The organism is Erythrobacter sp., from assembly GCF_024305245.1.
GTDB lineage: Bacteria > Pseudomonadota > Alphaproteobacteria > Sphingomonadales > Sphingomonadaceae > Erythrobacter.
Genome location: NZ_JAMWYX010000011.1, coordinates 83194 through 109009, shown reverse-complemented (window position 1 = coordinate 109009; position 25816 = coordinate 83194). Strand labels below are relative to the sequence as shown.

The window sequence follows — 25816 nt, the reverse complement described above, 5'->3', positions numbered from 1 at the left end:
TTGCGCAGGCGCGCTATTCGAAGGTTTCGGCCAGCCGCTCGGGCGAAGCGCCTGCCAGTTGGCGGTGGATCGCGGCGATGACGACGAGGAAGATGACGCTCACCACGGTATTGACCAGCGCGTTCACCAGCCCGGAGCCGATGCTCGCCACCGCGCCGCCGAAAGCGGACAGCACCAGCGTCAGCACGGCCGCCACCAGCCCGCCGATGATCGCGATGGTAATCAGCAGCAGCAACAGGAACAGCAGGATGCGCAGGCTGTTGCCCTTGGTCAGCCGCCACGAACGGGCGATGGCGCTGAAGGGATTGCGCACCTCGTCGATCGCCACCACCGGCGCGATCAGCGAAAACTTGATGATCAGATAGACCATCAGGATAATCAGCACCAAGGTCGCCAGCACGGTAATGGCAGGCGGAGTGAAGGCTGCGATCAGACCGAAGGGAAGGCCGATTGCAAGGCCCGCCGCAAGCGCGCTGAGCAATTGCGCGGCGATATAGGAAGGGATGCTTCTCAACCCCTTGTTCAACGCCTCGCCCACCGTCGGATTGCCACGGTCGCTGAGCAGCGCGAGCAGGCTCATCGATCCGACGAAACCGGCAATGGTGATGATCAGGAACAGCGGCCAGTTGTCGGCGTAGACCGCGGTCATCTGGTCCATCATCGCCTGCATCGCGGCCTGCGGATCACCGCCCGCCGGGGTTTCGGGCGGCGGCGGGTTGATCATCTCGGGCGCAAGCAGCCCCGCAGCAAAGGATGGCAGGAAGAAGAACAGCCCGGCCAGTGCCGAAATGGTGTCGCGGTTGGCCCCGATCAGGCCGGTCGTCTGCGTCCATGCCTTGCCCATATCCAGCTTGCGTTTTGCCATGGTCCTGCTTTCGATCCCTGAAGCTGCGGCGGCGATGCGCAATCGCCTCTTGATAAGCGCGCTCAATGCCCCCACCGAAGCGGCATGGCAAGCACTGCTCCCCACACCGAACCGCTCGCCGCCATCGAATGGCGCCGCGACAGCGCGCCGGTGCCGTATGCGCAAGCGCTCGCCGCGATGGAGGCCCGCAATCAGGCGGTGGCGGAGGGGGCGGAGAGCGAGCTGATCTGGCTGCTCGAACACCCGCCGGTCTACACCGCCGGCACCAGCGCCGATCCGGCCGAACTGGTCGATCCGCGCTTCGATGTGGTCGCAGCCGGACGCGGCGGACGCTACACCTACCACGGGCCGGGCCAGCGGGTCGGCTATCTGGTGCTCGATCTGAACCGGCGCGGCAAGGACGTGCGCTGCTTCGTCCACGCGATTGAAGGCTGGGTGATCGCCACGCTCGCGCGCTTCGGGGTCGAAAGCTGGAGGGCAGAGGGCCGGGTGGGCATCTGGACGCGCGATATCGACGGCGCCGAGGCCAAGATCGGCGCAATCGGTGTGCGCGTGCGGCGATGGGTGACGATGCACGGCTTTTCGGTCAATCTCGATCCCGATCTGGCGCATTTCGGCGGCATCGTGCCTTGCGGCATCGCCGAATACGGCGTCACCAGCATGGCGCGGCTGGGGCTGAGCGTTTCGGCCGAGCAATGGGACGAAGCCCTGATCGCCACCAGCAATGATTTCCTTGACGCGCTGGACGCCGCAGCGAAAAGAGCGTGCCGATGAAACGCTCTACAATCCTGTGCCTGGCCCTGCTGGCCGCCGCCTGCACCGAAGATGCCGCTGCGCCTGCCACCGAACAGGGCGGCGAGGCGGCGGGCGAAGTGCTGGGCGGATCGATCAGCGACGACATGATCCCGCTCGAACAACTGGGTTCGGAATCCCCGCTGATGCCGCGCCAAAGCGCCGCGCCGGGTGCGTCCGACGATACGGCGGCAGACGCGGCGGATGGTGAAGACGCGGGCACAAGCGAAGGGGCCGAAGCAGCGCCGCCCGCCGCCCCGACCCCCGATGCGCCTGCAATCGCCGAGTAGTTATTCGGCGGCGACGGCCTGTTCTTCTGCCAGCGTCGGGTAATCGATGTAGCCTTCGGGAATCGGGAAGTACCAGCTCTTGGGCACGTCCTTGTTCGGGTTCCAGTGCGCGCCCGCCGCGATCCGCGTTTCGAGGTCGGGGTTGGAGATATACGGCCGGCCAAAGCTGACCGCATCGCACTTGCCGCTGGTCACATCGGCCACGGCTTCTTCGGCTGTATAATCCGAATTGAGGATCAGCGGGCCGGTGTAGATCTGGCGGATCAGCGGGCTCTGCTTGGGCACATCGGTCCGGCCGAAGGTGCCCTCGGGGCCAGGTTCGCGCAGTTCGACGAAGGCGAGGCCGAGTTCCTCGCACACCTTGGCCGCCGCGCCGAAGGTTGCTGCCGGATCGCTGTCATCGGTGCCTTGCGAATCGCCATTGGGCGACAGGCGGATGCCGACGCGGTCCGCGCCCCACACGTCGATCAATGCTTCGAGCACTTCGCGCATGAAGCGGGTGCGGTTTTCGGGGCTGCCGCCATATTCGTCGGTGCGCAGGTTGGTCTTGTCGCGCAGGAACTGGTCGATCAGATAGCCGTTCGCGCCGTGCAGCTGCACCCCGTCAAAGCCTGCCTTTTTGGCGTTTTCGGCTGCCCGGCGGTAGTCGCCAATCGTGCGCTGGATGTCATCGTGGGTCATCGCCCGCGCTTCGGCATAGGGTTGCTTGCCGGTGGGGGTGTGCGCTTCGCCCGGCGCGGTGGTGGCGCTGGCGGAGACCGGCGGGTTGCCGTCGAGGAACACCGGATGGACGATCCGCCCCATGTGCCACAGCTGCATCACGATCAGCCCGCCTTCTTCATGCACGGCCGCGGTGGTGGCCTTCCACGCTTCGGTCTGCTCGTCCGACCAGATGCCGGGAGCCGACGGCCAGCCCAACCCTTCGCGGCTGATGCCGGTCGCTTCGGTCAGGATCATGCCTGCGCCCGCACGCTGGCGGTAATAAGTCGCCATCAGTTCGTTGGGGGTGAACATCGGATCGGCAGCGCGTCCGCGGGTGAGCGGCGCCATGTGAATGCGGTTCTTTGCGTGAAGCGCGCCCATTTTGAGCGGTTGAAACAAGACATCGTGCATGTGTGGGTAATCCTTTCGAACCAGTTTCGATTGGCTATCCACTTGGCCCCGCCAAGGCTAAGGCGCAAGGATGGAAAATGCGGGCGGGCCCCAAGCAGAACTTGTCCGTAAGCCCCCGGAGCCATCTGGGCGCCCGGCGGCATGGTTGCTGCTGGCGGGCTTGCTCGGCGGCAATGTCGCGCTGGCGCTGGGGCCGTGGTTCGTGCGGATGGCCGATACCGGCCCGGTTTCCGCCGGGTTCTGGCGGCTGCTGCTGGCGCTGCCGTTTTTGGTGTTATTGGCGCGGGCGAACGGCCAGCGGCTAACCGGAATGAGCGGCAAGACGCTGGCGCTGGTGGCGCTGGGCGCGGTGACCTTCGCGCTCGATCTCGCCAGCTGGCATATCGGCATCGGCATGACCCGGCTCGGCAATGCGGTATTGTTCGGCAATGCCGGGTCGATCGTGCTGTTGTTCTGGGTGTTCATCGCGCACCGGGTGCTGCCCAAGCGGCTTGAATGGCTGGCGATCATCTTTGCACTGACGGGCGCGGCGATCCTGATGGGGCGCAGCCTGGAAATTTCCACCGCGACGCTGATCGGCGATCTGTTCTGCCTCGCCGCCGGACTGCTCTATGCGGTCTATCTGCTGACCCTGCAGGGCGCGCGCGGCGCATTCGGATCATGGAGCCTGCTGGCGTGGGTGAGCCTGTTCGGCTGCCCGGTGCTGCTCGCCATCGCGCTCGCGCTGGGGGAGCCGGTATGGCCGGGCGACTGGGGGCCGATAGTGGGTCTGTTCATCGGCAGTCAGCTGATCGGGCAGGGGCTGATGGTCTATTCGCTCAAATACTTCCCGCCGCTGGTGATCGGGCTGGCGCTGCTGACTCAGCCGGCGGTCGCCTCGCTCTATGGCTGGCTGGCGTTCGGCGAGGTGTTGAGCGCGCTCGACATCCTCGGCATGGTGCTGGTGGCGGCTGCGCTGGCGGTCAGCCGGGCGCGGGCGCGTTAGGGCGCGAAGAAGCGCTCGAACGCCGCCAGCCGGTCTTCCACCAGCGCCAGATCCGGGCCTTGCAGCGCCAGCCGCGCCTGTTCGCCCAGCAGGTGGCCATGTTCGCGCAGGATCCCGCGCCGGGTCATGTCGGTGATCGGCGCGGCGGCGTTTTCCAGTGACTCCAGCATGACCTGCGCGGCAATCGGGCTGGTAGCGGCGGCGCCACGTATCCCGCCAAAGCCGCGATTGACGTAATGGGCAAAGGTGTCCGCGAGCGGGATCACCGGCTGGTCGCCATCGGCGCCATCGTCTTCATCGCGCAGCACCTGTTTGCGCAGGTTGCGCCGCGCAATCTCGGCAGTCGCCGCGCTCAGCCAGTGCAGCGCGTTGATCGCAGTGAAGGGATCATTGATGCCCGGCGATAGTGCCCGCAAAGCGATCTCGACCCGTTCATCGATCAGGAATTGCGGGTCCTGTTCGGGCGTTCGCACCGGGCCGATGGTGAAGGCGTCGTGCAACAGTTCATCGAGCGCCTCTGGCTCGTGGCCGGAGATATCCATCAGCGCCAGCCCGCGATGGACGAAATCGCCAGTCCGCACCCGCAGCGAAAACACGCAATCTGCCTTGCGCGCGGCCTTGATGAGCGTTTCGAAATCGATGAGCTGCACATAGCCCGCCGACCAGGCGTGGGCCGGCTGACCGCCGCGCGGTTCGTGCGGTTCGCGGAATTCGCCTTCCTGCGGATAGGTTTCGCGGATGAGCCGCAGCAACCGCCGCCCGATCCCTTCGAGCACGATATTGATGCGGATCGACGATGGGATGTGATGCAGGAAGAACACCAGCACCGCCACGCACAGCGCGGTGAGGCCATAGGCGACGGCGAGCGAGACCTGCGGGACAAAGCCCGGCAACGCATCCGAGCCGCTGCCCGCACTATCGACGACCGCTCCGACGAAGGCGGCGGTCTCGTCCTCGCCGCGCACTGCACGCAGCACCACCACGGCATAGACGAAACTGCCGATCAGCGTCGCGAGGCTGAGCTGGTTGCCGCGATCTTCCATGAAATTGGTGAGCAGGCGCGGGCCGTAATTGCCGCTGGCGTAGGCGACCGCGGCAATGGTGATCGAAAACACCGTGGCGGCGACCGCGATCATGCTGCCGGCCATGATCGACAGCATGGTGAGCGCACCCTGCGGCCGGGCAGGCAGGAACCATTCGGCCTTGCCCAGCGCGCCCGCCACGCCGCTGCTGTCGACCGCGATCATCGCCATCGCCAGCACAGCCCCGAGGATCGAGAACAGCGCCGGATAGAACCAGTAATTCGCGGTCAGCCGCGCCCAGTTGAAGCGAAGGTTGGCGTTCATGGGGAGGGAATGCGCGAATGGCAGGCAGGGGGCAAGCCTAGACGATCATCGGCCCGACCAAAGCTGGGGCTTGGGGCGGAATTGTGCCAAACCTCCTGAAGGGAACGCGGCGGCCATGTCTACATGATGACCAACAAGCGCTACGGCGTGCTTTATCTCGGCGTGACCAGCGACATCGCTCGTCGGGTTACGCAGCACCGTGAGGGCAAGGGCGGGGCCTTCACCTCTCGCTACAAGTGCAAGCGGCTCGTCTTTGTCGAACACTATCCCTCGATCGAAGAAGCAATTGCTCGCGAGAAGGCGATGAAGGCTTGGCGGCGAATGTGGAAGATCGAGGCGATCGAGGCGCAGAATCCGGGTTGGGATGATCTCTACCTCAAACTGCTCGCCTGACGCCCGAGGCCCCAGCTTTCGCTGGGGTGACGAATTAGCAGAGCAAGGCCAAGACCCGCTCCACGTCATGCCAGCTAACGCTGGCACCTAGGGCGGTTACTGAGCCAAAACCGATGAAGGATCGCCAAGGCAGCTTCGCCATCAAGGCGAAAAGCACCGCTAGCCATGGGCGGTTTACCTTGATCAGAGCGAGGGCGATTGCGGCTTCGTGCTTGTTCATGCCCCCGCTTTACGGGGTCAGAACCGCACGCACTTTTTGCCTTCCCTAAGGCTGCGAAGCCTCAATCCCCGCTGAAGTGGACCTTCCCCAAGTCCCCCATGCCTACAGTCCCGCTCGCCATGTCGAGCATCCGGTCGAGGCTGCGCTTCGCGCGCAGGCGCATGCCTTCCTCGATCTCGATCTGCGGGGTCAGATCGCGCAGCGCGACGTAGAGCTTCTCCATCGTGTTGAGCGCCATGTAGGGGCAGATGTTGCACGAACAGTTGCCGTCCGCGCCGGGCGCGCCGATGAAGTTCTTGTTCGGCAGCGCCTTTTCCATCTGGTGGATGATGTGCGGCTCGGTCGCGACGATCAGGGTGTCGCCTTCGAAATCCTTGGCGAAGGCGAGGATGCCGCTGGTCGAGCCGACGAAATCGGCGTGATCGATGATCGTCGGCGGGCATTCCGGGTGCGCGGCGACGGGCGCGCCGGGGTATTGCTCTTTCAGCTTCAGCAGCTCGGTCTCGCTGAACGCCTCGTGGACGATGCACACGCCCGGCCACAGCAGCATTTCGCGGTTGAACTTGCGGCTGAGGTATCCGCCAAGGTGCCGGTCGGGGCCAAAGATGATCTTCTGTTCGGGCGGGATCTGGGCGAGAATGATTTCGGCGCTGGAACTGGTGACGATCACGTCGCTGAGCGCCTTCACCTCGGTCGAACAATTGATGTAGGTCAGCGCGATGTGATCGGGATGGGCTTCGCGAAAGGCGCGGAATTTTTCCGGCGGGCAGGAATCCTCAAGGCTGCATCCGGCGTCCATGTCGGGCAGGATCACGGTTTTCTGAGGGCTGAGGATCTTGGCGGTGTCGGCCATGAACTTGACCCCGCAGAACGCGATCACATCGGCATCGGTCGCCGCCGCCTTGCGCGACAATTCGAGGCTGTCGCCCACGAAATCGGCAATGTCCTGAATATCCGGCGTCTGGTAATAATGCGCGAGGATCACCGCGTTGCGCTCTTTGCGCAAACGGTCGATCTCGGCCAGCAAATCGGTGCCGGTGGGGACTTTGGTGATGGTGCTCATGTTCTGATCCCGGTCGTAAACGTTGCAGGCGATATAGGTGCAGGCGAGCGGTTACGCCACCCGCCACACCTCGGCGTCACGCGCCGCCATCCCGCGCCGCTCCAGATCGATCAGATGCGCCGTCACGCTCATTTCCGCCGCTCCGATCAGGCGCGGGTCCAACCCCTTGTACATGTCCGGGATAAAGCCGCTGACGGGCCGCGGGCGCTCGCCCAGCAGGCGAATGATCTGGTTCTCGCGCTGGCGGCGGTGGCCGATCATGCCGCGCACCAGCTGGCGCGGTTTCTCGATCGCCGCGCCGTGGGCCGAATGATAGCGCACATCCTCGCGCGCCATCAGCTTTTCCAGGCTCGCCATGTAATCGCCCATGTCGCCATCGGGCGGCACGACCACACTGGTCGACCAGCCCATCACATGATCGCCGGTGAACAGCGCGCCGCTTTCCTCCAGCGCGAAGCACAGGTGGTTCGAGGTATGCCCCGGTGTGGCGACCGCGGTCAGCGTCCAGCCGGTGCCGCGCATCGCTTCGCCATCCTCCAGCACGCGATCAGGGGCATAGGTGGTGTCGAAGCTTTCGTCCGAGCGCGGCAGGTCGGTGGACAGCACCAGCGGCGCGCAGCCGACGATCGGCGCGCCGGTGATATCGGATAGCGGCGCGGCGGCGGGCGAGTGGTCGCGGTGGGTGTGGGTGCACATGATCGCCACCACTGTGCGCCCGTCTACCGCCGCCATGATCGCATCGATATGCGCCGCATCATTGGGGCCGGGATCGATCACCGCGCAGTCCGGCCCGTCGTCCGGGCCGACCACATAGGTCTGCGTGCCGGTGAAGGTGTAGGGCGAGGGATTGGGGGCGAGCACGCGGCGCACCAGCGGCTCTACCGCTTCGGCAAGGCCGGTGGGCCAGGGTTGGGGAGGGATCGTGACCATGGCCTTGCATATGGAGATGAGCGTGGCAGAAGTCACGTCCGAGAGAGGAGCCGGGGTGCCCCGCCCCGCGCTCAAGCAGCGAAGCGGTAGCGCAAGTCTCCGCGCGCTCAAGCAAGGAAGCGGTAGCGCACGTCTTCGCGCGCTCAAGCAAGGAAGCGGTAGCGCACGTCTTCGCGCGCTCAAGCAAGGAAGTGGTAGCGCACGTCTTCGCGCGCTCAAGCAAGGAAGTGGTAGCGCACAAATATGTCCGACTACATTCTCGTCCTCGATGAAGGCACCACCTCCACCCGCGCGATGCTGTTCGCCAGCGACGGGATGCTGGTTGCCAGCGCGCAGGCACCGCTGACCCAGCACTATCCGCAGGCCGGATGGGTCGAACACGACCCGCGCGAGATCTGGGACAAGACGCTGGCCTGCGCGCTGGAGGTGATCCCCAAGGCGGGCGGTGCGGCCATGATCGCCGGGCTCGGCATTACCAACCAGCGCGAAACCGTGGTGGCTTGGGACCGTGTCACCGGCGAGCCGTTGACGCGGGCAATCGTGTGGCAGGACCGCCGCACCGAGCCTTTGTGCGCTGCGATGCGCGAAGCGGGGCACGAGGATGGGGTGCAGCAACGCACCGGCCTGCTGCTCGACCCCTATTTCGCCGGCACCAAGATGCGCTGGATGCTCGACAATGTGCCGGAGGTGCGCCGCGCGGCTGACAAGGGCACGCTTGCGTTCGGCACGGTCGAAAGCTGGCTGGTGTTCAAGCTTACCGGCGGTGCGGCGCATATCTCGGACGCCAGCAATGCCAGCCGCACGTTGTTGATGGGGCTGGAGGATGCGCAGTTCGATGAAGGGCTGTGCGATCTGCTCGGCGTGCCGCTGTCCGCGCTGCCGGGCGTGACCGACATGGCCGGGCCGCTCGCCATGACCGATCCTTCGCTGTTCGGCTGCGCGATCCCGATCACCGGGATGGCGGGCGATCAGCAGGCGGCGACCATCGGGCAGGGGTGCCTTGCGCCGGGGCAGACCAAGGCGACCTATGGCACCGGCGCGTTCGTTCTGACCTGTCAGGGCGCGCGCATTCCGCGTTCGACCAATCGGCTGCTCGGCACGGTGCTGACCCAGATCGACGGCGCCCGCACCTATGCCATCGAAGGATCGGTGTTCGTGGCAGGCAGTCTGGTGCAGTGGCTGAGGGATTCGCTCGGCATCGTCGATGTCGCAGAGGAGACCGAGGCGCTCGCCCGCTCGATCTCCGATAGCGGCGGGGTGGTGATCGTGCCCGCACTCGCGGGGCTGGGCGCGCCGCACTGGCAGGCCGATGCGCGCGGGGTGATTGCGGGGCTCAGCTTCGCCAGCGGCAAGGCCGAACTGGCGCGCGCGGCGCTGGAGGCGATGGCGCACCAGACGCATGATCTGTGCGCCGCTTTCTCTGCCGACGGCGCGCCGTGGAAGACGCTGCGGATCGATGGCGGCATGTCGGCGAATGACTGGATGGCGCAGGATCTCGCCGACATGCTGGGGATCACGGTCGAGCGGCCGGGGTTTGTCGAGACCACGGCATTGGGCGCGGCGATGCTGGCGGCAACCGGCGCAGGGGTTTACGACAGCCTGGATGAAGCAGCACGCGCGATGCGCGGCGAACTGGCCCGGTTCGAGCCGGGCATGACCGCCGATATTCGCGAGGAACGGCTGGCGCGCTGGCGCAAAGCGCTTGCCGCCGCCTAGGCTGGTCTAGCCGATATCCCTGACGCGCCCGAATTCACGCCCGATACGATCCTGAAACGCGCGGACGGGGGAGGTCATGGCGAAATGCTGGCGCCACGCCTCGTCCAGCCGGGCGATACGTTGGTGCAGCCGTTCGGTATCGGCGATCAACTCGCGGGTTTCGGGTTCCAGCAAAGCCAGCTGGCATTCGTCCGACCCGCGATCGGGCGGCAGCGCGCCGTGCAACCGCACCTGATTTTCGCTCAGTTCCCCCTGAAACAGCGCGCGCTGGTTCAGCAGCCACGCCAGCACATGCATCATGCGGGTGGTGGTCTTCAGCCCCTCGGTCGACAGCGCAAGGCGGACATAAGTGTCCTCGCCGATCTGCGGCCCGCGCGTGCCGGCGGCGAACACCGCGCGCACCTCGTCGGCAAGCACCAGTGCTTCGGTGTAGAGCGCCTCGATAATCGGGCGGGATAGATTGGTGGTCCGGGACATTCGTGGGCGCAGGATAGGCTGCACACACCGCGCCCGCCACTCGCCTATGGTTACTTTCCAAGTAATTTTTGCTTCTGTCCCTCCCGGGCACAGAATTGCGCTTTTGCTAACCATCTTTGTCGGCGGCCACCTTCGGTGGCGGAAGGTCTGCGTCGTGCGCCAGCACGACTAGAGACAAACTACGCGATGATATCCGGCAGCAGCGTATCCTCGATGATCGCGATCTGGTCCTTGAGGCGCAGCTTGCGCTTCTTGAGGCGGGCGATCTGCAACTGGTCGGCGGACGCGCTGCCGCGTGCGGCCTCGGTCAGGGCGGCAATTGCGGCATCGAGATCGCGATGCTCGGTCCGCAGCAGTTCGAGGTTTTTGCGGAGCTCCTGCTCGGTCATGCCTGGCTCATTCCCCTGATGTCTCGGCCCATACGACCCCCGGCGTCCGCAAGACGCCCGGCGGCGCTACGCGTTCCCGCGCGATTCGATAAGATGCCGCATCCTTTTTTGCGCCGCGTTTGTAATCTGCAGCGGCTTTCGGCCCGTCGCAGCCTGATGCGGATATAGCGATTTACGAAGAGGTAGGGCTTTCAAAGTTAGCGTGGCTGTGGTTTCAATGAAACCTGCGGCTCGGCCGCTACTGGTTCGAGTCGCCTTTCCGGGGGCATCCCCCCGCAGGACAGGAGAACGCATAATGGCATCGACCGCAGTGTCTTCCCACATCCACGCCCTTCAGGCCAAGCATGCCGAACTCGATCAGCGGCTGCATCAGGAAATGGCCCGGCCCATACCCGACACCGCGACGATCCAGGCGCTCAAGAAGCAGAAATTGCGATTGAAGGAAGAAATCGTCGGCTACTGACCGGCGCAACTTGCCGCGACGGTTGCAGGTTGCGGGTGTCGGCCCTAAGCCTGAAGGGCCATGAGCGCAGCCGCAGCCGCCCGCCAGATTCTCACCCGCCTGACCGAGGTTATGGCCTCGCGCCTCCACGCGCAGGGCAAACTCGATCAGGTGGTGGAGATCATCGGCGAATGCCTGTCGAGCGAGGTGTGCTCGATCTATCTTCTGCGCGAAGGTATGCTGGAACTGTTCGCCACGCGCGGGCTGAACCAGAGCGCGGTGCACGTCACCCGCATGGCAATCGGCGAAGGGCTGACCGGCGCAATCGCGCAGAAGGTGGAAACGCTCAACCTCGCCGAGGCCAAGGCTCACCCCGACTTCCAGTACCGCCCGGAAACCGGTGAGGACAAGTTCCACTCCTTTGCCGGCGTGCCGATCGTCTATCGCGAACGCGCGGTGGGGGTGCTGTCCGTCCAGCACATCGATCCGCGCCGCTACGAGGAAGTCGAGATCGAGGCGCTGCAGACCACTGCAATGGTCTTGTCCGAGCTCATCGCCAATGCCGAACTGGTCGACGAGGAGGAAGCCCGCGGGCTGACCGCCGATCAGACCGGGCCGCAGACGCTTTCGGGGCTGACTCTGGTCAAGGGGCTGGGGGCCGGGCACGCTGTCTACCACCAGCCGCGGGTCGAGATCACACAGGTCATGGCCGACGATACCGAGGCCGAGCGCCAGCGGGTCTATCGCGCCTTCGACCGGATGCGCGAGCAGATCGACACGCTCGCCAGTCAGGCCGAATTCGGCGTCGGCGGCGAGCATGAAGAGGTGCTCGAGACCTACAAGATGTTCGCTTACGACGAAGGCTGGTCGCGCCGGATCAACGAGGCGATCGACAGCGGGCTGACCGCAGAGGCCGCCATCGAGCGCGTGCAGCAGCACACGCGGATGCGGATGCGCGAGATCGACGATCCGCTGCTGGCCGACCGGATGCATGATCTGGAAGATCTCGCCAATCGGCTGCTCAGGATCGTCGCCGGGCAGATCGGCACTGCCGCATCACAGGGCCTGCGCCGCGATACCATCCTGATCGCCCGTAATCTCGGCCCGGCGGAACTGCTCGAATATGATCGGCGGCGGCTGAAGGGCGTGATTCTGGAAGAAGGCTCGCTCACCGCGCACGTGGTTATCGTCGCCCGCGCCATGAACGTGCCGGTGATCGGGCGGATCAATAATGGCAAGGGCGGGGGTGTGCGCACCACCATCCGCGAAGGCGACGAGATCCTGCTCGATGCGACGGCGGGCAATGCCATCGTGCGCCCGTTGCCGCAGGTCGCCGATGCGTTCCAGACGCGCTTCGCCAAATCGCGCGAGAAGCAGGCGGCCTATGCCAGCTTGCGCGATGTGGAGCCGTTCACCCGTTGCGGCACCCGCATTCAGGTGATGATGAACGCCGGCCTGCGCGACGATATGAGCGCGCTGGCGATGACCGGCGCGGACGGCGTGGGCCTGTTCCGCACCGAATTCCAATTCCTCGTTTCCGCGACCCTGCCGCAGCGCGAACGCCAGACCCGGCTGTATCGCGACGTGCTGGAGGCGGCGGGTGACAAGCCGGTGATCTTCCGCACGGTCGATATCGGCGGCGACAAGGCGGTGCCTTACCTCGCGTCCGAAATCGCGGCGCAGGATGAAAACCCGGCGATGGGCTGGCGCGCGCTGCGGCTGGCGCTGGAGCGCGAAGGGCTGATGAAGGTGCAGGCGCGATCCTTGATGGAGGCATCGGCGGGGCGATCGCTTTACGTGATGTTCCCGATGGTCAGCGAACCGTGGGAATTCGATGCGGCCAAGGCGGTGTTCGACGAACAGCTCGTCTACCTGCGCGCGCAGAAGAAGCTGCTGCCCGAACGCATTCATTTCGGCGCGATGCTGGAAGTGCCTGCGCTGGCCGAAGTGCTGGACATGCTGCTGCCCAAACTGAGCTTCCTGTCGATCGGCACCAATGATCTCACGCAGTTCCTGTTCGCTGCCGACCGCGCCAATCCCAAGCTGGCCGAACGCTATGACTGGCTCAGCCCGTCGATTCTCCGGTTCCTGCGCCGGGTGATGCAGGGCTGCGTCGGAAGCGGAGTCGATGTCGGTGTGTGCGGCGAAATGGGCGGGCGCCGGCTGGAGGCGCTGGCGTTGATGGGGATCGGTTATCGCCGGTTGTCGATCACCCCGGCAGCGGTCGGCCCGATCAAGGAACTGGTCCGCAAGGTCGATCTGGCCGAGCTGTCGGCTGCGATGACAGGCTGGCTGGCCGAGCCGCAGCGCGACCTGCGCCAGCAATTGTCGGACTGGGCGGACGCGCGCGATATCGAATACGATTGAGGGTCCGCGCCAACCCGTGAGCTGCCGATGCGCCGCGCCGTGCGCGGCACGGGTCGTCCCGCGCTCGGTGCGCTTGACAGCAGCCCCCGCGACAGGCTGTGTGTCGTTCAAGCGCAATTCACGCAGATACTAACAAAAGCCTCACCAGAAGGCATTGGATTCGGGTCATGGACAGCGAACAGGATATCGGCGTCGAAGAGGCGCATGGCACGGCCTATGCCGGGGCGGGCGCCCGGCTGCGTGCCGCGCGCGAGACGCGCGGTTTCGATCTGCCGCACATTGCCGCGGAATCGCGCATTCCGCTGCGCCATCTCGAAGCAATCGAGGCGGGGGATTTCGGTTCCTTGCCGTCGCGCACCTATGCGATCGGTTTCTCGCGCACCTATGCCCGCCTGCTCGGCCTTGACGACGCGGCGATCGTGGATGCGGTGCGAGGCGAGCTGTCTGATGGCCAGACCCGGCGCACGTCGATGGGATCGGGGATGGAGCCCGGCGATCCGGCCAAGCTGCCCTCTGCCGGTCTGGCGTGGTTCGGTGCCTTTGCCGCGCTGGTGCTGGCGGTGGGGCTGATCGCCTTTTTCAGCTCGCGCTTCGGCGCCGGAAACGGACCCGGACCGATCGAAACTCCGCCCCCGCCCGCTGCCATGCCGGTCGCTGCCAATCCGGCACCTGCCCCTGCCGCCGCAGCGCCTGCGGCCGACGGAGAGGTCGTGCTGACATCGCTGGGCGACGGCGTGTGGGTGCGGATCTACGAGGAAGGCGGCGAGCGATTGCTCGAAAAGCAGCTGGCGATGGACGAAAGCTTTACATTGCCGACCGACGCCGTCGATCCGCGGATCAACACCGGACGTCCCGATCTGCTGGCGATCACGATTGACGGCGAGAGCGTGCCGCCACTTGCGCAGCGCCCCACCACCCTGGCGGGCATGGCGATTTCGGCATCCGCGCTGCTGGCGCGGCCCACGCCGGAAACCGAAGCTGCTGCGCCAGCTGCATCCGGTGCTGGCGCGGACGGCTGATCGGGCGAAGGCGCGCACGATTTCCCGTTGATTAGGGGTCGCGCGCTCTCGACTTGGCAGCGGCAAGGCGGCAGGGGTGACTATCCGTGTTCATATGCCCCGCAGCGGTCCGGGGCGGCCATCGCAAGGGAGCCCGCCGAACATGACAACCGCATCTCCGACCCTCCGCCCGCGCCTGTTGCGGGTGATGCTGGCTGCAGCCACCATCGCGGTGCTGCCTGCACCTGTTTTTGCGCAGGATACCGGCGACGAGGTCCGCCTGCGCAAGCTTGAGGCCGAAGTGCGCGCCCTCCAGCGCAAGGTTTTTCCGGGCGGCGACGGGCGCTTTTTCGAGCCGCAGATCGCCCCCGCGAGTCCGCAGGGCAGCGATACCGGGCAGGTCATGGGAGTGATTCCTCCCACAACGACGCCGGTGACCGATATCCTCGTACGCCTGCAAACGCTTGAGGCGCAGTTGCAGACCCTCACTGCCCGGTCCGAGGAGCAGGCCAACCAGTTCGGCCTGCTGGAACAGCGCATCGCCGTGCTTGAGAGCCGTCAGACCGCAGCGCCGATGGGCACGAATGGCAGCACGATGGGCGTGATCGCGCCGGAAGCAACGCTGCCGACTGCGGCGCCCGCAGCCGCCGATCCCGCGCCGACCCCGTCCACAGCCGTTGCCGCGCCCAGCCCAGAGCGGCTGGCGGCAGTGCAGGCCATCGCCAAGCCGCAGACTGCCGATGCCGGGGATGACGAATATACCTATGGCTTCCGCCTGTGGGACGCCGAGCTTTATCCCGAAGCGCGCCAACAGCTGACCCGCTATGTCGAGCAGTACCCCAACCACTCGCGCATCAGCTTCGGCCGCAACCTGCTGGGCCGCGCCTTTCTTGACGACAACATGCCTGAAGAGGCAGCGCGCTGGTTCCTGCGCAATTATCAGGCCGACAAGGACGGCGCGCGCGGCGCGGACAGCCTGCTCTATCTTGCGCAATCGATGATCGCGATGGGCGATACCCGCCGCGCCTGCATCGCGCTGGCCGAATTCGGCGCGACTTATCCCGTCATCGCCTCCGGCCGCTTGGCCGACGAATATCAGGCAAACAGCGCCAAGGTGACGTGCAGCTAAGCGGTAATCCGGGCGATAATCCGGCGGGGCGCTTCGCCGCCGATCTGGCGGCATTGTGGCCGGATGACGAACGCACCGGGCCGCTCGGCCTCGCGGTATCGGGTGGGCCGGACAGTCTGGCGCTGATGCTGCTGGCGCATGCCGCGCTGCCCGGACGGATCGCGGTCGCCAGCATCGATCACGGCTTGCGGCCCGAAGCGGCAGGCGAGGTCGCGCTGGTCGAGCGGCTGGCGGGGGAGCGTTCCATTCCCTTCACCGCCTTCACCCTCACACCGCAACCGGGCAATCTTCAGGCTCAGGCGCGCGCGGCACGTTATGCGGCGTTGGCGGGTTGGGCGCGCGCGGCGGGCCTGGGCGCTGTCGCCACCGCGCACCACGCCGATGATCAGGCCGAAACGCTGCTGATGCGGTTGAACCGGGGCAGCGGGCTGGCCGGGCTCGCAGGAGTGCGCGGAAGTACGACAATCGAGGGAAGTGATGTCACCCTGCTGCGCCCCTTGCTCGGCTGGCGCAAATCGGCGCTGGAAGCGGTGGTCGAGGCCGCCGGGATCGTCCCGGTGCGCGATCCATCCAACGCCAACCGCGATTTCGAGCGGGTCGCGATGCGCGAACGGATCGCTGCGGCATCCGCCTGGCTCGATCCGGCGCAGCTTGCCGCCAGCGCGGCGCATATCGCCGAAGGCTGGCAGGCAATCGCATGGTATGCCGGGCTCGATTGGGACGAGATGGTGGTGCCCGATGACAGCGCACCGGGCGGGCTGGGCTATGCCTATCACGCCAATGTGCCGCGGGTGGTTGCGATCGAGACGATCATGCGGATCATCGCCGAACTGGGCGGCCACGCCACGCGGGCAGAGGCCGCGCGCGCATGGGACCGGCTGTGGCAGGGCGAGAATGCTTCGCTGGGCGGCGTGCTGGCAGTGGCCGGGGTCGAGCGGGTAGAGAAAGTGGGCGTGCTGATGCGCGTCTGGCGATTCCGTCCCGAACCCCCGCGCGGGAAGGCGAACTAAGGCGGCGCCCTAAAGCACCTTATCGCCAACGCCGACCATTTGTCCGCGGGTGATGATCACCTTGTCCCCGCGCTTGGCGGCGGCAAACAGCTTGGCGGCGAATTCATCCGGCACGGCAACGCAGCCGTGGCTGGCATAGCCGTTCATCACCGGCGACCCATGGATCGCGATCCCGTCCCACGTCAGCCGCAATGTCCAGGGCATCGGCGCGTTGTTGTATTTTTCGGAGATATTGTCCTTCTCCTTGGTCAGGATCGGGAAGGTGCCGAGCGGCGTGGGGTGCGAGCGCGTGCCGAGCAGCGCAACCGCGGTGCCGATTTCGTGCCCGTCGCGGAAGGCGCTGATGACGCGCGCTTCCAGATCGACGGTGATGACGAGCTTGCCGACGTTCGGCGCGCCGCTTTCGTCCCAGAACCAGTCGCCGTAACGGATGCTGCCTTCGATCGGCAGGATCGATTTGATGACGAAGGGATCATTGCTGGCGCGGGCCGCCGGTGCCGCAGCGCGGGCGGCGAGGGGCAGCGGCTGCACCACTTCGCTGGAAATCATCCGCACTGCCGGGCCGCGCGGCGCCATAGGATCGGATTCGGGCGCAGGCGCAGTCACCGTATCGTCACTCGCGAGCAGCGGTGGCAGACTGGCTTGGATCATCGCGGAATCCGTGTCGGCGGTCGCGGCCGGCAACGTCAGATCGATCCGCGGTGGCATTTCGACATCGGGATCAACCCGCTCGAACGCGCTGTCCGCGCGTGCGGCGACCAGTTGGGCAGCCTCGGCGGCGTCCTGCACGCTGGCGCCTGCATCGTTCTGGGCCAGCAAAGGCGCGCAAGATGCGGCAAGCGCGATGAGGGCGACGGGTATGGCGAGGGACCGGATCATGGCATTCCATATGCCCCGTAAGCCGGGTCAATGCCAGAGACTAACCGCGCCGCGTCCCTTGCGGGGACGATGGCGGGCGGGATGTTAATCGGTCGCAGTCGCCACCTCAACCCTTGCGGGGACGATGGCGGGTGGGATGCTAATCGGTGGCAGTCGCCACCTCAACGTTCCGCCTGACTCGGCCGTTTCGCTCACTGCGGCGGAGCAGGTGTGGCGGGCGGACCGGCGCGCGTGGCGGCATATTCCGCTTCGGAGCGCTGCATCGCTACCGTACCGTCGGCGATCATCTGGCGCGCACGCTTCCGATCGGCTTCGGCATCGGCCAACTGCCGACGGGCCTTGTCGATCTGATCGGTGCTTTCGGCATCCAGCTTCTGGCCATCGCGAACGGCCTTGTTGCCGGATTTCCAGTCAGCCCCATACTGCGCGATCTCGCTGCCGCGCTGCTGGATGCTTTCGCCCGCATTCATCGAGCGGTTGCCGTAACCCGCGCAAGCGCCAAGGGTCGCTACGAGGGCGGCAGTTGCCGCGCCGATCAGATATCTGTTCATGGGATTTTTCCGGGTTGCCGACAGGCGGGGTGCCGACCGGACTGGCGGCCGATGAACATCAACAAAATGCAGATGAAGATCGCTCGCGCCTACTCTTGATAGAGAGATGGCTACTTGAAAAAATATTACAATAGTGGATTACATTATTATAATCCAATGATGGGTTCCGCAACCTAGATGCGCGACACCTTAGCCCGGTCCAATCGCTCCGAACAAGTCATGCGCGTCGGCATCCTCGATCACGACGTTGACAATATCGCCGGGTACGACCGTTTCGGGCACGTTGCGCAGATACACCGCGCCGTCGATCTCCGGGGCGTCGGCCTGGCTGCGGCCTGTGGCACCGATGTCGCCGTCCTCGTCGGGTTCGCCCACCTCATCGATGATGATCGGGAGCGTGCGGCCCACCTTGGCGGCAAGCTTGGCGGCGCTGATACGCTCGGTCACTTCCATGATCCGGGCATAGCGTTCTTCCTTCAGCGCTTCCGGCACATGATCGGGCAGGGCATTCGCCGCCGCGCCTTCGACCTGTTCGAACCGGAACGCACCGACCCGGTCGAGCTGCGCTTCCTCCAGCCAATCGAGCAGGTAGCGGAAATCTTCCTCGGTCTCGCCAGGGAAGCCGACCACGAAGGAGGATCGGATCGCGATGTCGGGGCAGATGGCGCGCCACGATTTCAGCCGTTCGAGAACCTTGGCCTCATTCGCCGGACGCTTCATCAGCTTCAAAACCTTGGGCGAAGCATGCTGGAACGGGATGTCGAGATAAGGCGTCAGCAACCCTTCGGCCATCAGCGGGATGACCTGATCGACGTGCGGGTAGGGATAGACGTAATGCAGCCGCACCCACGGCGGGGTGCCCTCGGGCGTACGCAGGCCGCCCAGCTCGCGCGCCAGATCGGTCATGTGCGCGCGCACGTCCCGGCCTTTCCACTGGCGCGGTTCGTGGCGGGTATCGACCCCGTAGGCGCTGGTATCCTGCGAGATCACAAGTAGTTCGCGGGTGCCTGCCGCCACCAGCTTTTCTGCCTCGCGCAGCACGGCATCGATCCGGCGGCTGGCGAGTTTGCCGCGCAGCGACGGGATGATGCAGAAGGCGCAGGAATGATTGCAGCCCTCGGAAATCTTCAGGTAGCTGTAATGGCGCGGCGTCAGCTTGATGTCAGGCTGCGGGATCAGGTCGATGAACGGGCCTTGGCTTGGCGGTGCGTGGGTGTGCACGGCCTCGACCACCTGCTCATATTGGTGCGCGCCCGTCACCGCGAGCACTTGCGGGTGCGCAGCGCGGATCGCCTCGGCTTCCTCGCCCATGCAGCCGGTCACGATCACGCGGCCGTTCTCGGCAATGGCTTCACCGATCGCGGCGAGGCTTTCTTCCTTGGCGGAATCGAGAAACCCGCAGGTGTTGACCAGCACCACATCCGCGCCCGCGTAGTCCTCGGCAAAGGCATAGCCATCGGCGCGCAGCCGGGTGAGGATGCGTTCGGAATCGACCAGCGCCTTGGGGCAGCCGAGGCTGACCATCCCGATGCGCTTCTGTTCGGCCACGACGGTGGGCTTTGTGGGGGAGACGGTGTTCATTGCGGCGCGCCCCTACACGACAGCGCGGCTTTGCGCTAGCAGGGTGTGCGAACCGAGAAGATCGAGGAGATGCGCTCATGAACGATTTTGCCCTGTGGCCGGTGCTGGCCGGAACCGCCGCGTTCTTTGCCGTGGGCGCATTGTGGTACGGCGTGATCTTCCGTCAGCTGTGGCAGCGGGCCGCGGGGCTGCGCAATTCGCAGTTGCAAACCGGGAACATGGCGCTGATCTTCGCGCTTACCTTTGCCTTCGAGATGCTGATCGCGATGGTGCTATGGCACCTTGTGGCCCGCACCGATCCGCCCGCATTCGTGGTGATGATGATGGCGGTCGGTTTCGCCGTGGGGGTGATGATCCCCGCGATCGGGATCAATTACCTCTACCTCAGAAAGTCGGGCATGCTGTTCCTGATCGACGCGGGGCATTTCCTGTTCGGCATGGCGGCGATGGGCGGCGTGTTCGTGTGGTTCCGCGGCTGAGCCGCGCTCAACCGGTCTCGCTCGGCGCGGTTGCCACAATTTCGACCAGCACATCGCCGGGCTGAAGCGCCTTGCACTCATCCTCCCAGAAGCCGATCGGGCGACCGTTGCGATAGATGCGCAGGCCCTGACCGCCGGTTGTAAGGTCAGTGATCGGACGCCCGCATTCTTCTTCGGTCACCACCCGCTCCACCAGTTGCACGCGGCCGCTGACACTGGCGAGATCGGCCAGATAATCGGCAATATGCGCGCCCTTGACGCTGCCGGCCAGCAGCAGACCGGTGAAGCGCACCGGATTGATGACATTGTTCGCGCCCGCCTGCCGTGCGAGTAATTCGTTGTCTTCGGCGCGCACCACCACGCTGATCGGCACATCGGGCGCGAGATGACGCACGGTCAGAACGATCAGGATCGAGGTGTCGTCACGCCCGGCGGATACCAGCACGCTCTGCGCCGAGGATATGCGCACGGATTTGAGCGTTTCGTCGCGGGTTGCATCGGCGGCCATGACATTGACGCCCAGCTTCTCCGCCTCGGCCAGCCGATCCTCGCCCGGGTCGACCACCACGATGCAGCGCGGATCGACCCCGCGCTCGATCAACTCGCCCACGCTCTGTGAGCCGGATACACCATAGCCCAGCACCACCACGTGATCGCTCAGCTGTTCCTGGATACGAGCCATGCGAAACTTCTCCCAGCTGCGCTTGATAACGAAATCATAGGCCGCGCCCACGAAGATGAACAATACCGCGATGCGGACCGGGGTGACGATCACCGCCTCGATCAACCGCGCGCGGTCGGACACCGGGGCGATGTCGCCAAATCCGGTGGTGGTGACGGAGATCATGGTGAAATAGACCACGTCGAGAAAGCTGATGTTGCCATCGACATTGTCGACCAGCCCGTCGCGGTCCCACCAGTGGATCATGATGACCATGAACAGCAGGCCCAGCGCGAACCCGGCCCTGATACCGATATCGCCCCACACCGGAAGCTTCACCTGCCGCCGCAGCGGCGTGAACTGGTCGGCCAGCTTCGGCTTGCGTTTGAACGGGTTGCGGCCAGTCTCGGGCGGCATCAGTCGCCGAACCGTTCGGCAAGAATGCCGATGGTGGAATAGTGGGTGAGATCGAGCTGCAGCGGGGTGACCGCGACATAGCCGTCGTCGATCGCCTCCAGATCGGTGCCGTGGTCGAGGGTGTGCTCGATCGGGTCGAGCCCGAACCAGAAATAGCGATAGCCGCGTGGATCGCGGCCTTCGACGATGCTGCCGCGCGAATAATCGTGGAAGCCCTGCCGCACCACGCGGATGCCTTTCACGTCCTCGGGCGGTAGCGCGGGGAAGTTCACATTGATCAGCGTGCGCTCGGCCATCGGCGCGTCGATCAGGCGGCTGAGCACCTTCGGCCCCCATTCGCGCGCTGCGCTGAAGGGCACATCATCGGCCATGCCTTCGCGAGCGTAGACCTGGCTGAACGCGATCGAGCGGATGCCCGCCAGCGCGCCCTCGATCGCGGCGGAGACGGTGCCCGAATAGGTTATGTCGTCGCCGAGGTTTGCGCCGCGATTGACGCCTGACAGGATGAGATCGGGCGCATCGGGCATCACCGTGCGCAGTGCCATCATCACGCTGTCGGTCGGCGTGCCGGTGACGGCGAAGCGCCGCTCGCCCAGCGTGTTGAGCCGCACCGGCCGCGTCAGCGTAAGCGAATGGCCCGCGCCTGATTGTTCCTCGGACGGTGCGCAGATCCAGATGTCATCGGAAAACTGCCGCGCGATTTCCTCCAGCACCTTGAGGCCGGGGGCGTGGATGCCGTCGTCATTGGTGAGGAGGATTCTCATTGCGCCGCCACCCCTATCCGTTCGTGCTGAGCTTGTCGAAGCACTGTATTTCCTTTGATTGCGGGCAGGGAAGACGAAAGGCAGTCCTTCGACAGGCTCAGGACGAACGGGGATTGAGGGTTGTGACACCGCCCATGTAAGGCAGCAATGCGTCAGGCACGCTGACGCTGCCGTCGGCGTTCTGGCAATTCTCGATCACCGCAACCAGCGTTCGCCCGACCGCGAGGCCGGAGCCGTTGAGGGTGTGGACGAACTGCGTGGTCTTCTGCTCGCCCGCAACGCGGTAGCGGGTGTTCATCCGCCGCGCCTGAAACTCGCCGGTGTTCGAACACGAGGAGATTTCGCGGTAAGCGCCCTGGCCCGGCAGCCACACTTCGAGGTCGTAGGTTTTGCGCGCGCCAAACCCCATGTCGCCGGTGCACAGCAGCAGCTTGCGATAGGGCAGGGCCAGGCGTTCGAGCACGGTTTCCGCCGCGCGGGTCATGCGGTCGTGTTCTTCTTCGGAGTCTTCCGGCTTTACGATGCTAACCAGTTCGCACTTTTCGAACTGGTGCTGGCGGATGAACCCCCGCGTATCGCGCCCCGCCGCGCCCGCTTCGGAGCGGAAGCACAAGGTCAGCGCGGTGAGGCGCATGGGGAGGGCGCTTTCATCGAGCAGTTCGCCCATGACGCTGGCGGTGAGGCTGACTTCGCTGGTGGGGATGAGCCAGCGGCCATTGGTGGTGTTGAAACTATCCTCGGCAAACTTCGGCAGCTTGTCGGTGCCATACATGGCATCATCGCCCACCAGGACCGGCGGGTTGCATTCCTCATACCCATGCTCACGGGTCTGCACGTCGAGCATGAACTGCCCGAGCGCCCGGTGCAGGCGCGCCATGTCGCCGCGCAGGAAGGTGAAGCGGGCGCCGGACAATCGCGCGCCGGTTTCGAAATCCATGCCCAGCGCGGGCGCGAGGTCGGCGTGTTCCTTGGGCGTGAAGTCGAAGGTGCGCGGCGTGCCCCAGCGGGCAACTTCGACGTTCTCTTCCTCGCCCGCGCCATCGGGCACGTCTTCAGCGGGGAGGTTGGGGATGATTTCCAGCGCCGCCTTCAGCTTCGCCGCCAATTCGTCGGCGCGGGCTTCCAGTGCGGGCATTTCGTCCTTGAGCGCGGCGACTTCGGCCTTCAGCGCCTCGGCTGCGTCCTTGTCGCCCTTGCCCATCGCCGCGCCGATCAGCTTGGACGCCTCGTTGCGGCGGCTTTGTGCGAGTTGCACCTGCGTGGTCAGCGCGCGGCGTTCTTCGTCGAGCGCGATCAGATCGGCAGCCTGCGGGGCCAGTCCCCGCCGCGCCAGCGCTGCATCGAAAGCCTCGGGATTTTCGCGGATTGAACGGATATCATGCATGGCCCGCGCCTATGCCTGTTCGGGCGCGCCAAGGAAAGAGGGAAGGGCCAAGAAGAAAAGGGCCAAGGAGAAAGGGGCGGCGGTGATGTCCGAGAGGCCGCCGCCCCTTCGGAGGGTCAGATCAGAAATTAACCTGCGCGGTCACGAAGATCCGGCGCGGATCGCCGTAGAAGCCGGTCAGCGTGCCTTCGCGGCCCAGCGTCGGGCGGAACGGCGTGCCAGGCGTGCCGCCCGCCACGAAGTTGTAGCCCGACACGATATACTCCTTGTCGAACAGGTTCTTGCCGTGCAGCCCGATCGAGAACAGCCCGCTGTCCACAGTGTAGACCACGCTGGCATCGACCAGCACAAAGCCATCCTGATCGAGGAACGGGTTGGGCGCTTCGAACTGGCTGGCATCCGACCGCAGCGAGGCAAGGCCGATGAAATCCATCATCCCGCTGGCGACCGGCACGCCGAAGGTGAAGCCCATGTGCGCGGTGATGTCAGGCGTGTTCTGGAACACGCGCTGATCGGCCACGTCGTTGCCGAAATTGTCGATGAAGGTGTTGAACTTGGCATCCAGCACACCCAGTGACCAGTTGACGCTGAAGCGGCTACCGTCACCGGCGAAATCCTTGCCGACCAGTGCCGTGCCTTCGAACTCGATCCCGTTGACGTCGGCGCTCGCCGCGTTGGAGGTGATGCCGATGAAGGTATCATTGGTGCCATCGCCATTGCTGTCGAACCCGACCGATCCGGGGATCTGGACATTGTCATACTGGCCGAGGAACCCGGCAAGGCTGATGTTGAGCCGGTTGTCGAGCAGCGATGCCTTCCAGCCCAGTTCGAAGCTGTCGACCGTTTCCGGCTCGAAGCTCATGAAGTCGAACACTTCCTGCGCGTCGCAGGCGCCCCCGGCACTGTCCCGGCACGCCGTGGTCACGCCGCGCGGGTCGAAACCGCCGCCCTTGAAGCCTTGCGAATAGGTGAAGTAGACATTGTGATCCGCGTTGGGCTGCCAGCTGATCGAGGCGCGCGGGTTGAAGTCCTTGAAGGTGCGGCTGCCCTCGAAATCGCTGGTGACGGCCAGCGGAACCCCGGTCCCGCCGAAGATGTCGGAATAGCCGCCCAGGAAGGTCGTCCGCAGCACCCGGCTCGACCGCTTGTCATTGGTGTAGCGGCCCCCGACCGAGAGGCTGATCGTGTCGGTGAGATCATAGGTGAAGTCACCGAAGACCGACCACGTCTTGGTGTTGACGTCGCCCAGCGTCTGCGCATTCAGGCCCGCCACGGTGGTGAACAGCGCCACGTCGAAGGCAGTGAAGGCATTGGCATCGAGATAGTAGAAGCCGAGCACGCCCGAGAGGCGATCGCCTTCGTAAAGCAGCTGCAATTCCTGACTGAGCTGGTCGTTCTCGTAGATCGCCGGCACATCGAGATCGACTGCGGGAAGGCTGTCGAAATCGATCGGGCTGGTGGAGCTGTCCTCGCGGTAGCCGGTGATCGACTTGAAGGTCATCGTGTCGCTAAGCTCGATCGCGACATTCAGCGCGCCGCCATAGGCTTCGACTTCCTGATCGACGATGTTCAGCCCCGCGCGGGTGTCGAACACATCGTCGAGCACCGGCGCGCCCGAAAGCTGGCCGGGGATCAGGCGGTGGCCCTGCCGGGCTTCGCTGTCATCCTTGACGTAATCGCCCGACAGGCGGACGAACACCGGCCCGCTGTCGAATTCGATCGTGCCGCGCCCAGCCCAAACGTCCTTGTTGTAGTTCTCGGTGCCGAGCGTGAGATTGTCGCCAAACCCGCCGCGCGACAGGCGCGCGCCGCTGGCGCCGATCTTGAGACTGTCGCTGATCGGGGTCGAAGCGCTGACGATCAGATCGGCCTGATCGTAAGAGCCATAGGCGCCGCGCACCGTCACGGCGGTTTCGTCCGGCATCTCGGCGGTGACATACTTGATCGCGCCGCCGATGGTGTTGCGACCATAGAGCGTGCCCTGCGGTCCGCGCAGCACTTCGATACGTTCGATATTGTAGACATCGAGCACGGCGGCCTGCGGGCGGTTGAGATAGACGTCGTCGACATAGAGGCCGACGCCCGCTTCGAACCCGGCGACCGGATCCTGCTGGCCGACGCCGCGGATGAACGCCGACAGCGTGGTGTTGGTGCCGCGGCTCACTTCGAGCGTGACGTTGGGCACCTGCTGGGCGATCTGGGTAAGATCCTGCACGCCCTGCTTGATCAGGGTGTCACCCGACAACGACGTGACCGACAGCGGCACGTCGATCAGGCGTTCTTCGCGGCGCCGGGCGGTGACGATGATGACGCCTTCCTCGGCCTGCTCGCTGGCGCTGGCGGTGTCCGCAACTTCGTCCTGCGCGGCGACAGGCGCGGCGAAAGTGGCAATTCCGGCGCATCCTGCAAGCAGCAGCGCACGTTGGCAAAACGCTTTTTTCATGGGGTGTTTCCTCTCCTGGCCCTCTTGTGGGGACACCAATATTGAAAGTTGAACCACCTTTCAAGTTTAGACTTGTCTCCGACTCCTGCCCGTCCTACCGAAAGCGCGGAGGGAGTAGCTGATGAGCAACAC

26 protein-coding genes are annotated in these 25816 nt (G+C 65.2%); 11 read left to right on the top strand and 15 right to left on the bottom strand.

Annotation, left to right across the window (positions count from 1 at the left end; all coding sequences use genetic code 11):
• Positions 1–13: 13 nt before the first annotated feature.
• Positions 14–865 carry a glycerophosphoryl diester phosphodiesterase membrane domain-containing protein gene (locus Q0L48_RS14345; RefSeq protein ID WP_296722081.1) on the bottom strand — a complete coding sequence of 284 codons (852 nt, stop codon included), beginning with the start codon at positions 863–865 and terminating at the stop codon, positions 14–16.
• A gap of 84 nt (positions 866–949) precedes the next feature.
• Between Q0L48_RS14345 and lipB the strand changes: the two genes are divergently transcribed.
• Together lipB and Q0L48_RS14335 are read left to right on the top strand one after the other, a co-directional pair.
• On the top strand, positions 950–1639 hold the full coding sequence (lipB, locus tag Q0L48_RS14340; RefSeq protein WP_296722079.1) for a lipoyl(octanoyl) transferase LipB: 690 nt from the start codon (positions 950–952) through the stop codon (positions 1637–1639).
• Positions 1636–1947: a hypothetical protein gene (locus Q0L48_RS14335; RefSeq protein WP_296722078.1), complete on the top strand. Its 312-nt coding sequence runs from the start codon at positions 1636–1638 to the stop codon at positions 1945–1947. Before lipB ends, Q0L48_RS14335 begins: the two co-directional genes overlap by 4 nt.
• Here Q0L48_RS14335 and Q0L48_RS14330 read toward each other — a convergent pair whose 3' ends face one another.
• Positions 1948–3060, bottom strand: a complete 1113-nt coding sequence (locus Q0L48_RS14330) for an alkene reductase (RefSeq protein WP_296722076.1) — start codon at positions 3058–3060, stop codon at positions 1948–1950.
• A 70-nt stretch (positions 3061–3130) separates the two neighbouring features.
• Here Q0L48_RS14330 and Q0L48_RS14325 point away from each other — a divergent pair, with 70 nt between their 5' ends.
• Positions 3131–4045, top strand: coding sequence for a DMT family transporter (locus Q0L48_RS14325; RefSeq protein ID WP_296722075.1), 915 nt, complete (start codon positions 3131–3133; stop codon positions 4043–4045).
• On the opposite strand, the gene Q0L48_RS14320 is transcribed toward Q0L48_RS14325, so the two are convergent.
• Positions 4042–5391, bottom strand: coding sequence for a DUF2254 domain-containing protein (locus Q0L48_RS14320; protein ID WP_296722073.1), 1350 nt, complete (start codon positions 5389–5391; stop codon positions 4042–4044). The two genes, Q0L48_RS14325 and Q0L48_RS14320, sit on opposite strands and share 4 nt — an antisense overlap.
• 123 nt (positions 5392–5514) lie before the next feature.
• Between Q0L48_RS14320 and Q0L48_RS14315 the strand changes: the two genes are divergently transcribed.
• A complete protein-coding gene (locus Q0L48_RS14315; protein WP_296722072.1) occupies positions 5515–5784 on the top strand; it encodes a GIY-YIG nuclease family protein in 270 nt (89 codons plus the stop codon).
• A 34-nt stretch (positions 5785–5818) separates the two neighbouring features.
• Here the strand turns inward: Q0L48_RS14315 and Q0L48_RS14310 are convergent, their stop codons facing one another.
• The 3 genes from Q0L48_RS14310 to Q0L48_RS14300 form a co-directional block, all read right to left on the bottom strand.
• Positions 5819–6004 (bottom strand): hypothetical protein, encoded by a 186-nt coding sequence (locus Q0L48_RS14310; RefSeq protein WP_296722070.1) that lies wholly within the window; start codon positions 6002–6004, stop codon positions 5819–5821.
• Between the two features lie 61 nt (positions 6005–6065).
• Positions 6066–7067 (bottom strand): quinolinate synthase NadA, encoded by a 1002-nt coding sequence (gene nadA, locus Q0L48_RS14305; RefSeq protein WP_296722068.1) that lies wholly within the window; start codon positions 7065–7067, stop codon positions 6066–6068.
• A gap of 51 nt (positions 7068–7118) precedes the next feature.
• On the bottom strand, positions 7119–7997 hold the full coding sequence (locus Q0L48_RS14300) for an MBL fold metallo-hydrolase (RefSeq protein ID WP_296722066.1): 879 nt from the start codon (positions 7995–7997) through the stop codon (positions 7119–7121).
• Between the two features lie 243 nt (positions 7998–8240).
• Between Q0L48_RS14300 and glpK the strand changes: the two genes are divergently transcribed.
• Entirely contained in the window at positions 8241–9713 is a 1473-nt protein-coding gene (glpK, locus tag Q0L48_RS14295; RefSeq protein ID WP_296722065.1) for a glycerol kinase GlpK, read from the top strand.
• A gap of 6 nt (positions 9714–9719) precedes the next feature.
• On the opposite strand, the gene Q0L48_RS14290 is transcribed toward glpK, so the two are convergent.
• A complete protein-coding gene (locus tag Q0L48_RS14290; RefSeq protein WP_296722063.1) occupies positions 9720–10190 on the bottom strand; it encodes a DUF1465 family protein in 471 nt (156 codons plus the stop codon).
• Positions 10191–10369: 179 nt separating this feature from the next.
• Positions 10370–10579 carry a DUF465 domain-containing protein gene (locus tag Q0L48_RS14285; protein ID WP_296722062.1) on the bottom strand — a complete coding sequence of 70 codons (210 nt, stop codon included), beginning with the start codon at positions 10577–10579 and terminating at the stop codon, positions 10370–10372.
• Between the two features lie 295 nt (positions 10580–10874).
• Between Q0L48_RS14285 and Q0L48_RS14280 the strand changes: the two genes are divergently transcribed.
• The 5 genes from Q0L48_RS14280 to tilS all read left to right on the top strand — a co-directional run bounded on the left by Q0L48_RS14280 (position 10875) and on the right by tilS (position 16525).
• Positions 10875–11042, top strand: a complete 168-nt coding sequence (locus Q0L48_RS14280; RefSeq protein ID WP_296722060.1) for a YdcH family protein — start codon at positions 10875–10877, stop codon at positions 11040–11042.
• A 60-nt stretch (positions 11043–11102) separates the two neighbouring features.
• Positions 11103–13388 (top strand): phosphoenolpyruvate--protein phosphotransferase, encoded by a 2286-nt coding sequence (gene ptsP / locus Q0L48_RS14275; RefSeq protein WP_296722058.1) that lies wholly within the window; start codon positions 11103–11105, stop codon positions 13386–13388.
• A 167-nt stretch (positions 13389–13555) separates the two neighbouring features.
• On the top strand, positions 13556–14407 hold the full coding sequence (locus Q0L48_RS14270; protein ID WP_296722056.1) for a RodZ domain-containing protein: 852 nt from the start codon (positions 13556–13558) through the stop codon (positions 14405–14407).
• A 142-nt stretch (positions 14408–14549) separates the two neighbouring features.
• Entirely contained in the window at positions 14550–15515 is a 966-nt protein-coding gene (locus Q0L48_RS14265) for a tetratricopeptide repeat protein (protein WP_296722054.1), read from the top strand.
• Positions 15506–16525: a tRNA lysidine(34) synthetase TilS gene (gene tilS / locus Q0L48_RS14260; RefSeq protein WP_296722052.1), complete on the top strand. Its 1020-nt coding sequence runs from the start codon at positions 15506–15508 to the stop codon at positions 16523–16525. The genes Q0L48_RS14265 and tilS overlap by 10 nt, the downstream gene beginning before the upstream one ends.
• 9 nt (positions 16526–16534) lie before the next feature.
• Here the strand turns inward: tilS and Q0L48_RS14255 are convergent, their stop codons facing one another.
• The 3 genes from Q0L48_RS14255 to rimO form a co-directional block, all read right to left on the bottom strand.
• Complete coding sequence (locus tag Q0L48_RS14255; RefSeq protein WP_296722050.1) at positions 16535–17404, bottom strand: L,D-transpeptidase family protein; 870 nt, start codon at positions 17402–17404, stop codon at positions 16535–16537.
• A 191-nt stretch (positions 17405–17595) separates the two neighbouring features.
• The gene (locus Q0L48_RS14250; protein WP_296722048.1) at positions 17596–17955 is read right to left on the bottom strand and encodes a hypothetical protein; all 360 of its coding nucleotides are present in this window, start codon (positions 17953–17955) and stop codon (positions 17596–17598) included.
• 189 nt (positions 17956–18144) lie between these two features.
• On the bottom strand, positions 18145–19536 hold the full coding sequence (rimO, locus tag Q0L48_RS14245) for a 30S ribosomal protein S12 methylthiotransferase RimO (RefSeq protein ID WP_296722046.1): 1392 nt from the start codon (positions 19534–19536) through the stop codon (positions 18145–18147).
• Positions 19537–19613: 77 nt separating this feature from the next.
• Here rimO and Q0L48_RS14240 point away from each other — a divergent pair, with 77 nt between their 5' ends.
• Positions 19614–20015, top strand: a complete 402-nt coding sequence (locus tag Q0L48_RS14240; protein ID WP_296722045.1) for a DUF1761 domain-containing protein — start codon at positions 19614–19616, stop codon at positions 20013–20015.
• Between the two features lie 7 nt (positions 20016–20022).
• Here the strand turns inward: Q0L48_RS14240 and Q0L48_RS14235 are convergent, their stop codons facing one another.
• From Q0L48_RS14235 to Q0L48_RS14220, 4 genes are all read right to left on the bottom strand, one after another.
• Complete coding sequence (locus Q0L48_RS14235; protein WP_296722043.1) at positions 20023–21093, bottom strand: TrkA family potassium uptake protein; 1071 nt, start codon at positions 21091–21093, stop codon at positions 20023–20025.
• Positions 21093–21857, bottom strand: coding sequence for a 5'/3'-nucleotidase SurE (gene surE, locus Q0L48_RS14230; protein WP_296722041.1), 765 nt, complete (start codon positions 21855–21857; stop codon positions 21093–21095). Before surE ends, Q0L48_RS14235 begins: the two co-directional genes overlap by 1 nt.
• A 97-nt stretch (positions 21858–21954) precedes the next feature.
• A complete protein-coding gene (serS, locus tag Q0L48_RS14225; RefSeq protein ID WP_296722039.1) occupies positions 21955–23241 on the bottom strand; it encodes a serine--tRNA ligase in 1287 nt (428 codons plus the stop codon).
• A gap of 121 nt (positions 23242–23362) precedes the next feature.
• On the bottom strand, positions 23363–25684 hold the full coding sequence (locus Q0L48_RS14220) for a TonB-dependent receptor (RefSeq protein WP_296722038.1): 2322 nt from the start codon (positions 25682–25684) through the stop codon (positions 23363–23365).
• Between the last annotated feature and the right edge of the window lie 132 nt (positions 25685–25816).

What these genes read in the sequence shown, in the direction of transcription:
- Q0L48_RS14345 (WP_296722081.1), bottom strand. Translation starts at nt 865, where the DNA reads ATGGCAAAACGCAAGCTGGATATGGGCAAGGCATGGACGCAGACGACC.
- lipB (WP_296722079.1), top strand. Translation starts at nt 950, where the DNA reads ATGGCAAGCACTGCTCCCCACACCGAACCGCTCGCCGCCATCGAATGG.
- Q0L48_RS14335 (WP_296722078.1), top strand. Translation starts at nt 1,636, where the DNA reads ATGAAACGCTCTACAATCCTGTGCCTGGCCCTGCTGGCCGCCGCCTGC.
- Q0L48_RS14330 (WP_296722076.1), bottom strand. Translation starts at nt 3,060, where the DNA reads ATGCACGATGTCTTGTTTCAACCGCTCAAAATGGGCGCGCTTCACGCA.
- Q0L48_RS14325 (WP_296722075.1), top strand. Translation starts at nt 3,131, where the DNA reads ATGGAAAATGCGGGCGGGCCCCAAGCAGAACTTGTCCGTAAGCCCCCG.
- Q0L48_RS14320 (WP_296722073.1), bottom strand. Translation starts at nt 5,391, where the DNA reads ATGAACGCCAACCTTCGCTTCAACTGGGCGCGGCTGACCGCGAATTAC.
- Q0L48_RS14315 (WP_296722072.1), top strand. Translation starts at nt 5,515, where the DNA reads ATGATGACCAACAAGCGCTACGGCGTGCTTTATCTCGGCGTGACCAGC.
- Q0L48_RS14310 (WP_296722070.1), bottom strand. Translation starts at nt 6,004, where the DNA reads ATGAACAAGCACGAAGCCGCAATCGCCCTCGCTCTGATCAAGGTAAAC.
- nadA (WP_296722068.1), bottom strand. Translation starts at nt 7,067, where the DNA reads ATGAGCACCATCACCAAAGTCCCCACCGGCACCGATTTGCTGGCCGAG.
- Q0L48_RS14300 (WP_296722066.1), bottom strand. Translation starts at nt 7,997, where the DNA reads ATGGTCACGATCCCTCCCCAACCCTGGCCCACCGGCCTTGCCGAAGCG.
- glpK (WP_296722065.1), top strand. Translation starts at nt 8,241, where the DNA reads ATGTCCGACTACATTCTCGTCCTCGATGAAGGCACCACCTCCACCCGC.
- Q0L48_RS14290 (WP_296722063.1), bottom strand. Translation starts at nt 10,190, where the DNA reads ATGTCCCGGACCACCAATCTATCCCGCCCGATTATCGAGGCGCTCTAC.
- Q0L48_RS14285 (WP_296722062.1), bottom strand. Translation starts at nt 10,579, where the DNA reads ATGACCGAGCAGGAGCTCCGCAAAAACCTCGAACTGCTGCGGACCGAG.
- Q0L48_RS14280 (WP_296722060.1), top strand. Translation starts at nt 10,875, where the DNA reads ATGGCATCGACCGCAGTGTCTTCCCACATCCACGCCCTTCAGGCCAAG.
- ptsP (WP_296722058.1), top strand. Translation starts at nt 11,103, where the DNA reads ATGAGCGCAGCCGCAGCCGCCCGCCAGATTCTCACCCGCCTGACCGAG.
- Q0L48_RS14270 (WP_296722056.1), top strand. Translation starts at nt 13,556, where the DNA reads ATGGACAGCGAACAGGATATCGGCGTCGAAGAGGCGCATGGCACGGCC.
- Q0L48_RS14265 (WP_296722054.1), top strand. Translation starts at nt 14,550, where the DNA reads ATGACAACCGCATCTCCGACCCTCCGCCCGCGCCTGTTGCGGGTGATG.
- Q0L48_RS14255 (WP_296722050.1), bottom strand. Translation starts at nt 17,404, where the DNA reads ATGATCCGGTCCCTCGCCATACCCGTCGCCCTCATCGCGCTTGCCGCA.
- Q0L48_RS14250 (WP_296722048.1), bottom strand. Translation starts at nt 17,955, where the DNA reads ATGAACAGATATCTGATCGGCGCGGCAACTGCCGCCCTCGTAGCGACC.
- rimO (WP_296722046.1), bottom strand. Translation starts at nt 19,536, where the DNA reads ATGAACACCGTCTCCCCCACAAAGCCCACCGTCGTGGCCGAACAGAAG.
- Q0L48_RS14240 (WP_296722045.1), top strand. Translation starts at nt 19,614, where the DNA reads ATGAACGATTTTGCCCTGTGGCCGGTGCTGGCCGGAACCGCCGCGTTC.
- Q0L48_RS14235 (WP_296722043.1), bottom strand. Translation starts at nt 21,093, where the DNA reads ATGCCGCCCGAGACTGGCCGCAACCCGTTCAAACGCAAGCCGAAGCTG.
- surE (WP_296722041.1), bottom strand. Translation starts at nt 21,857, where the DNA reads ATGAGAATCCTCCTCACCAATGACGACGGCATCCACGCCCCCGGCCTC.
- serS (WP_296722039.1), bottom strand. Translation starts at nt 23,241, where the DNA reads ATGCATGATATCCGTTCAATCCGCGAAAATCCCGAGGCTTTCGATGCA.
- Q0L48_RS14220 (WP_296722038.1), bottom strand. Translation starts at nt 25,684, where the DNA reads ATGAAAAAAGCGTTTTGCCAACGTGCGCTGCTGCTTGCAGGATGCGCC.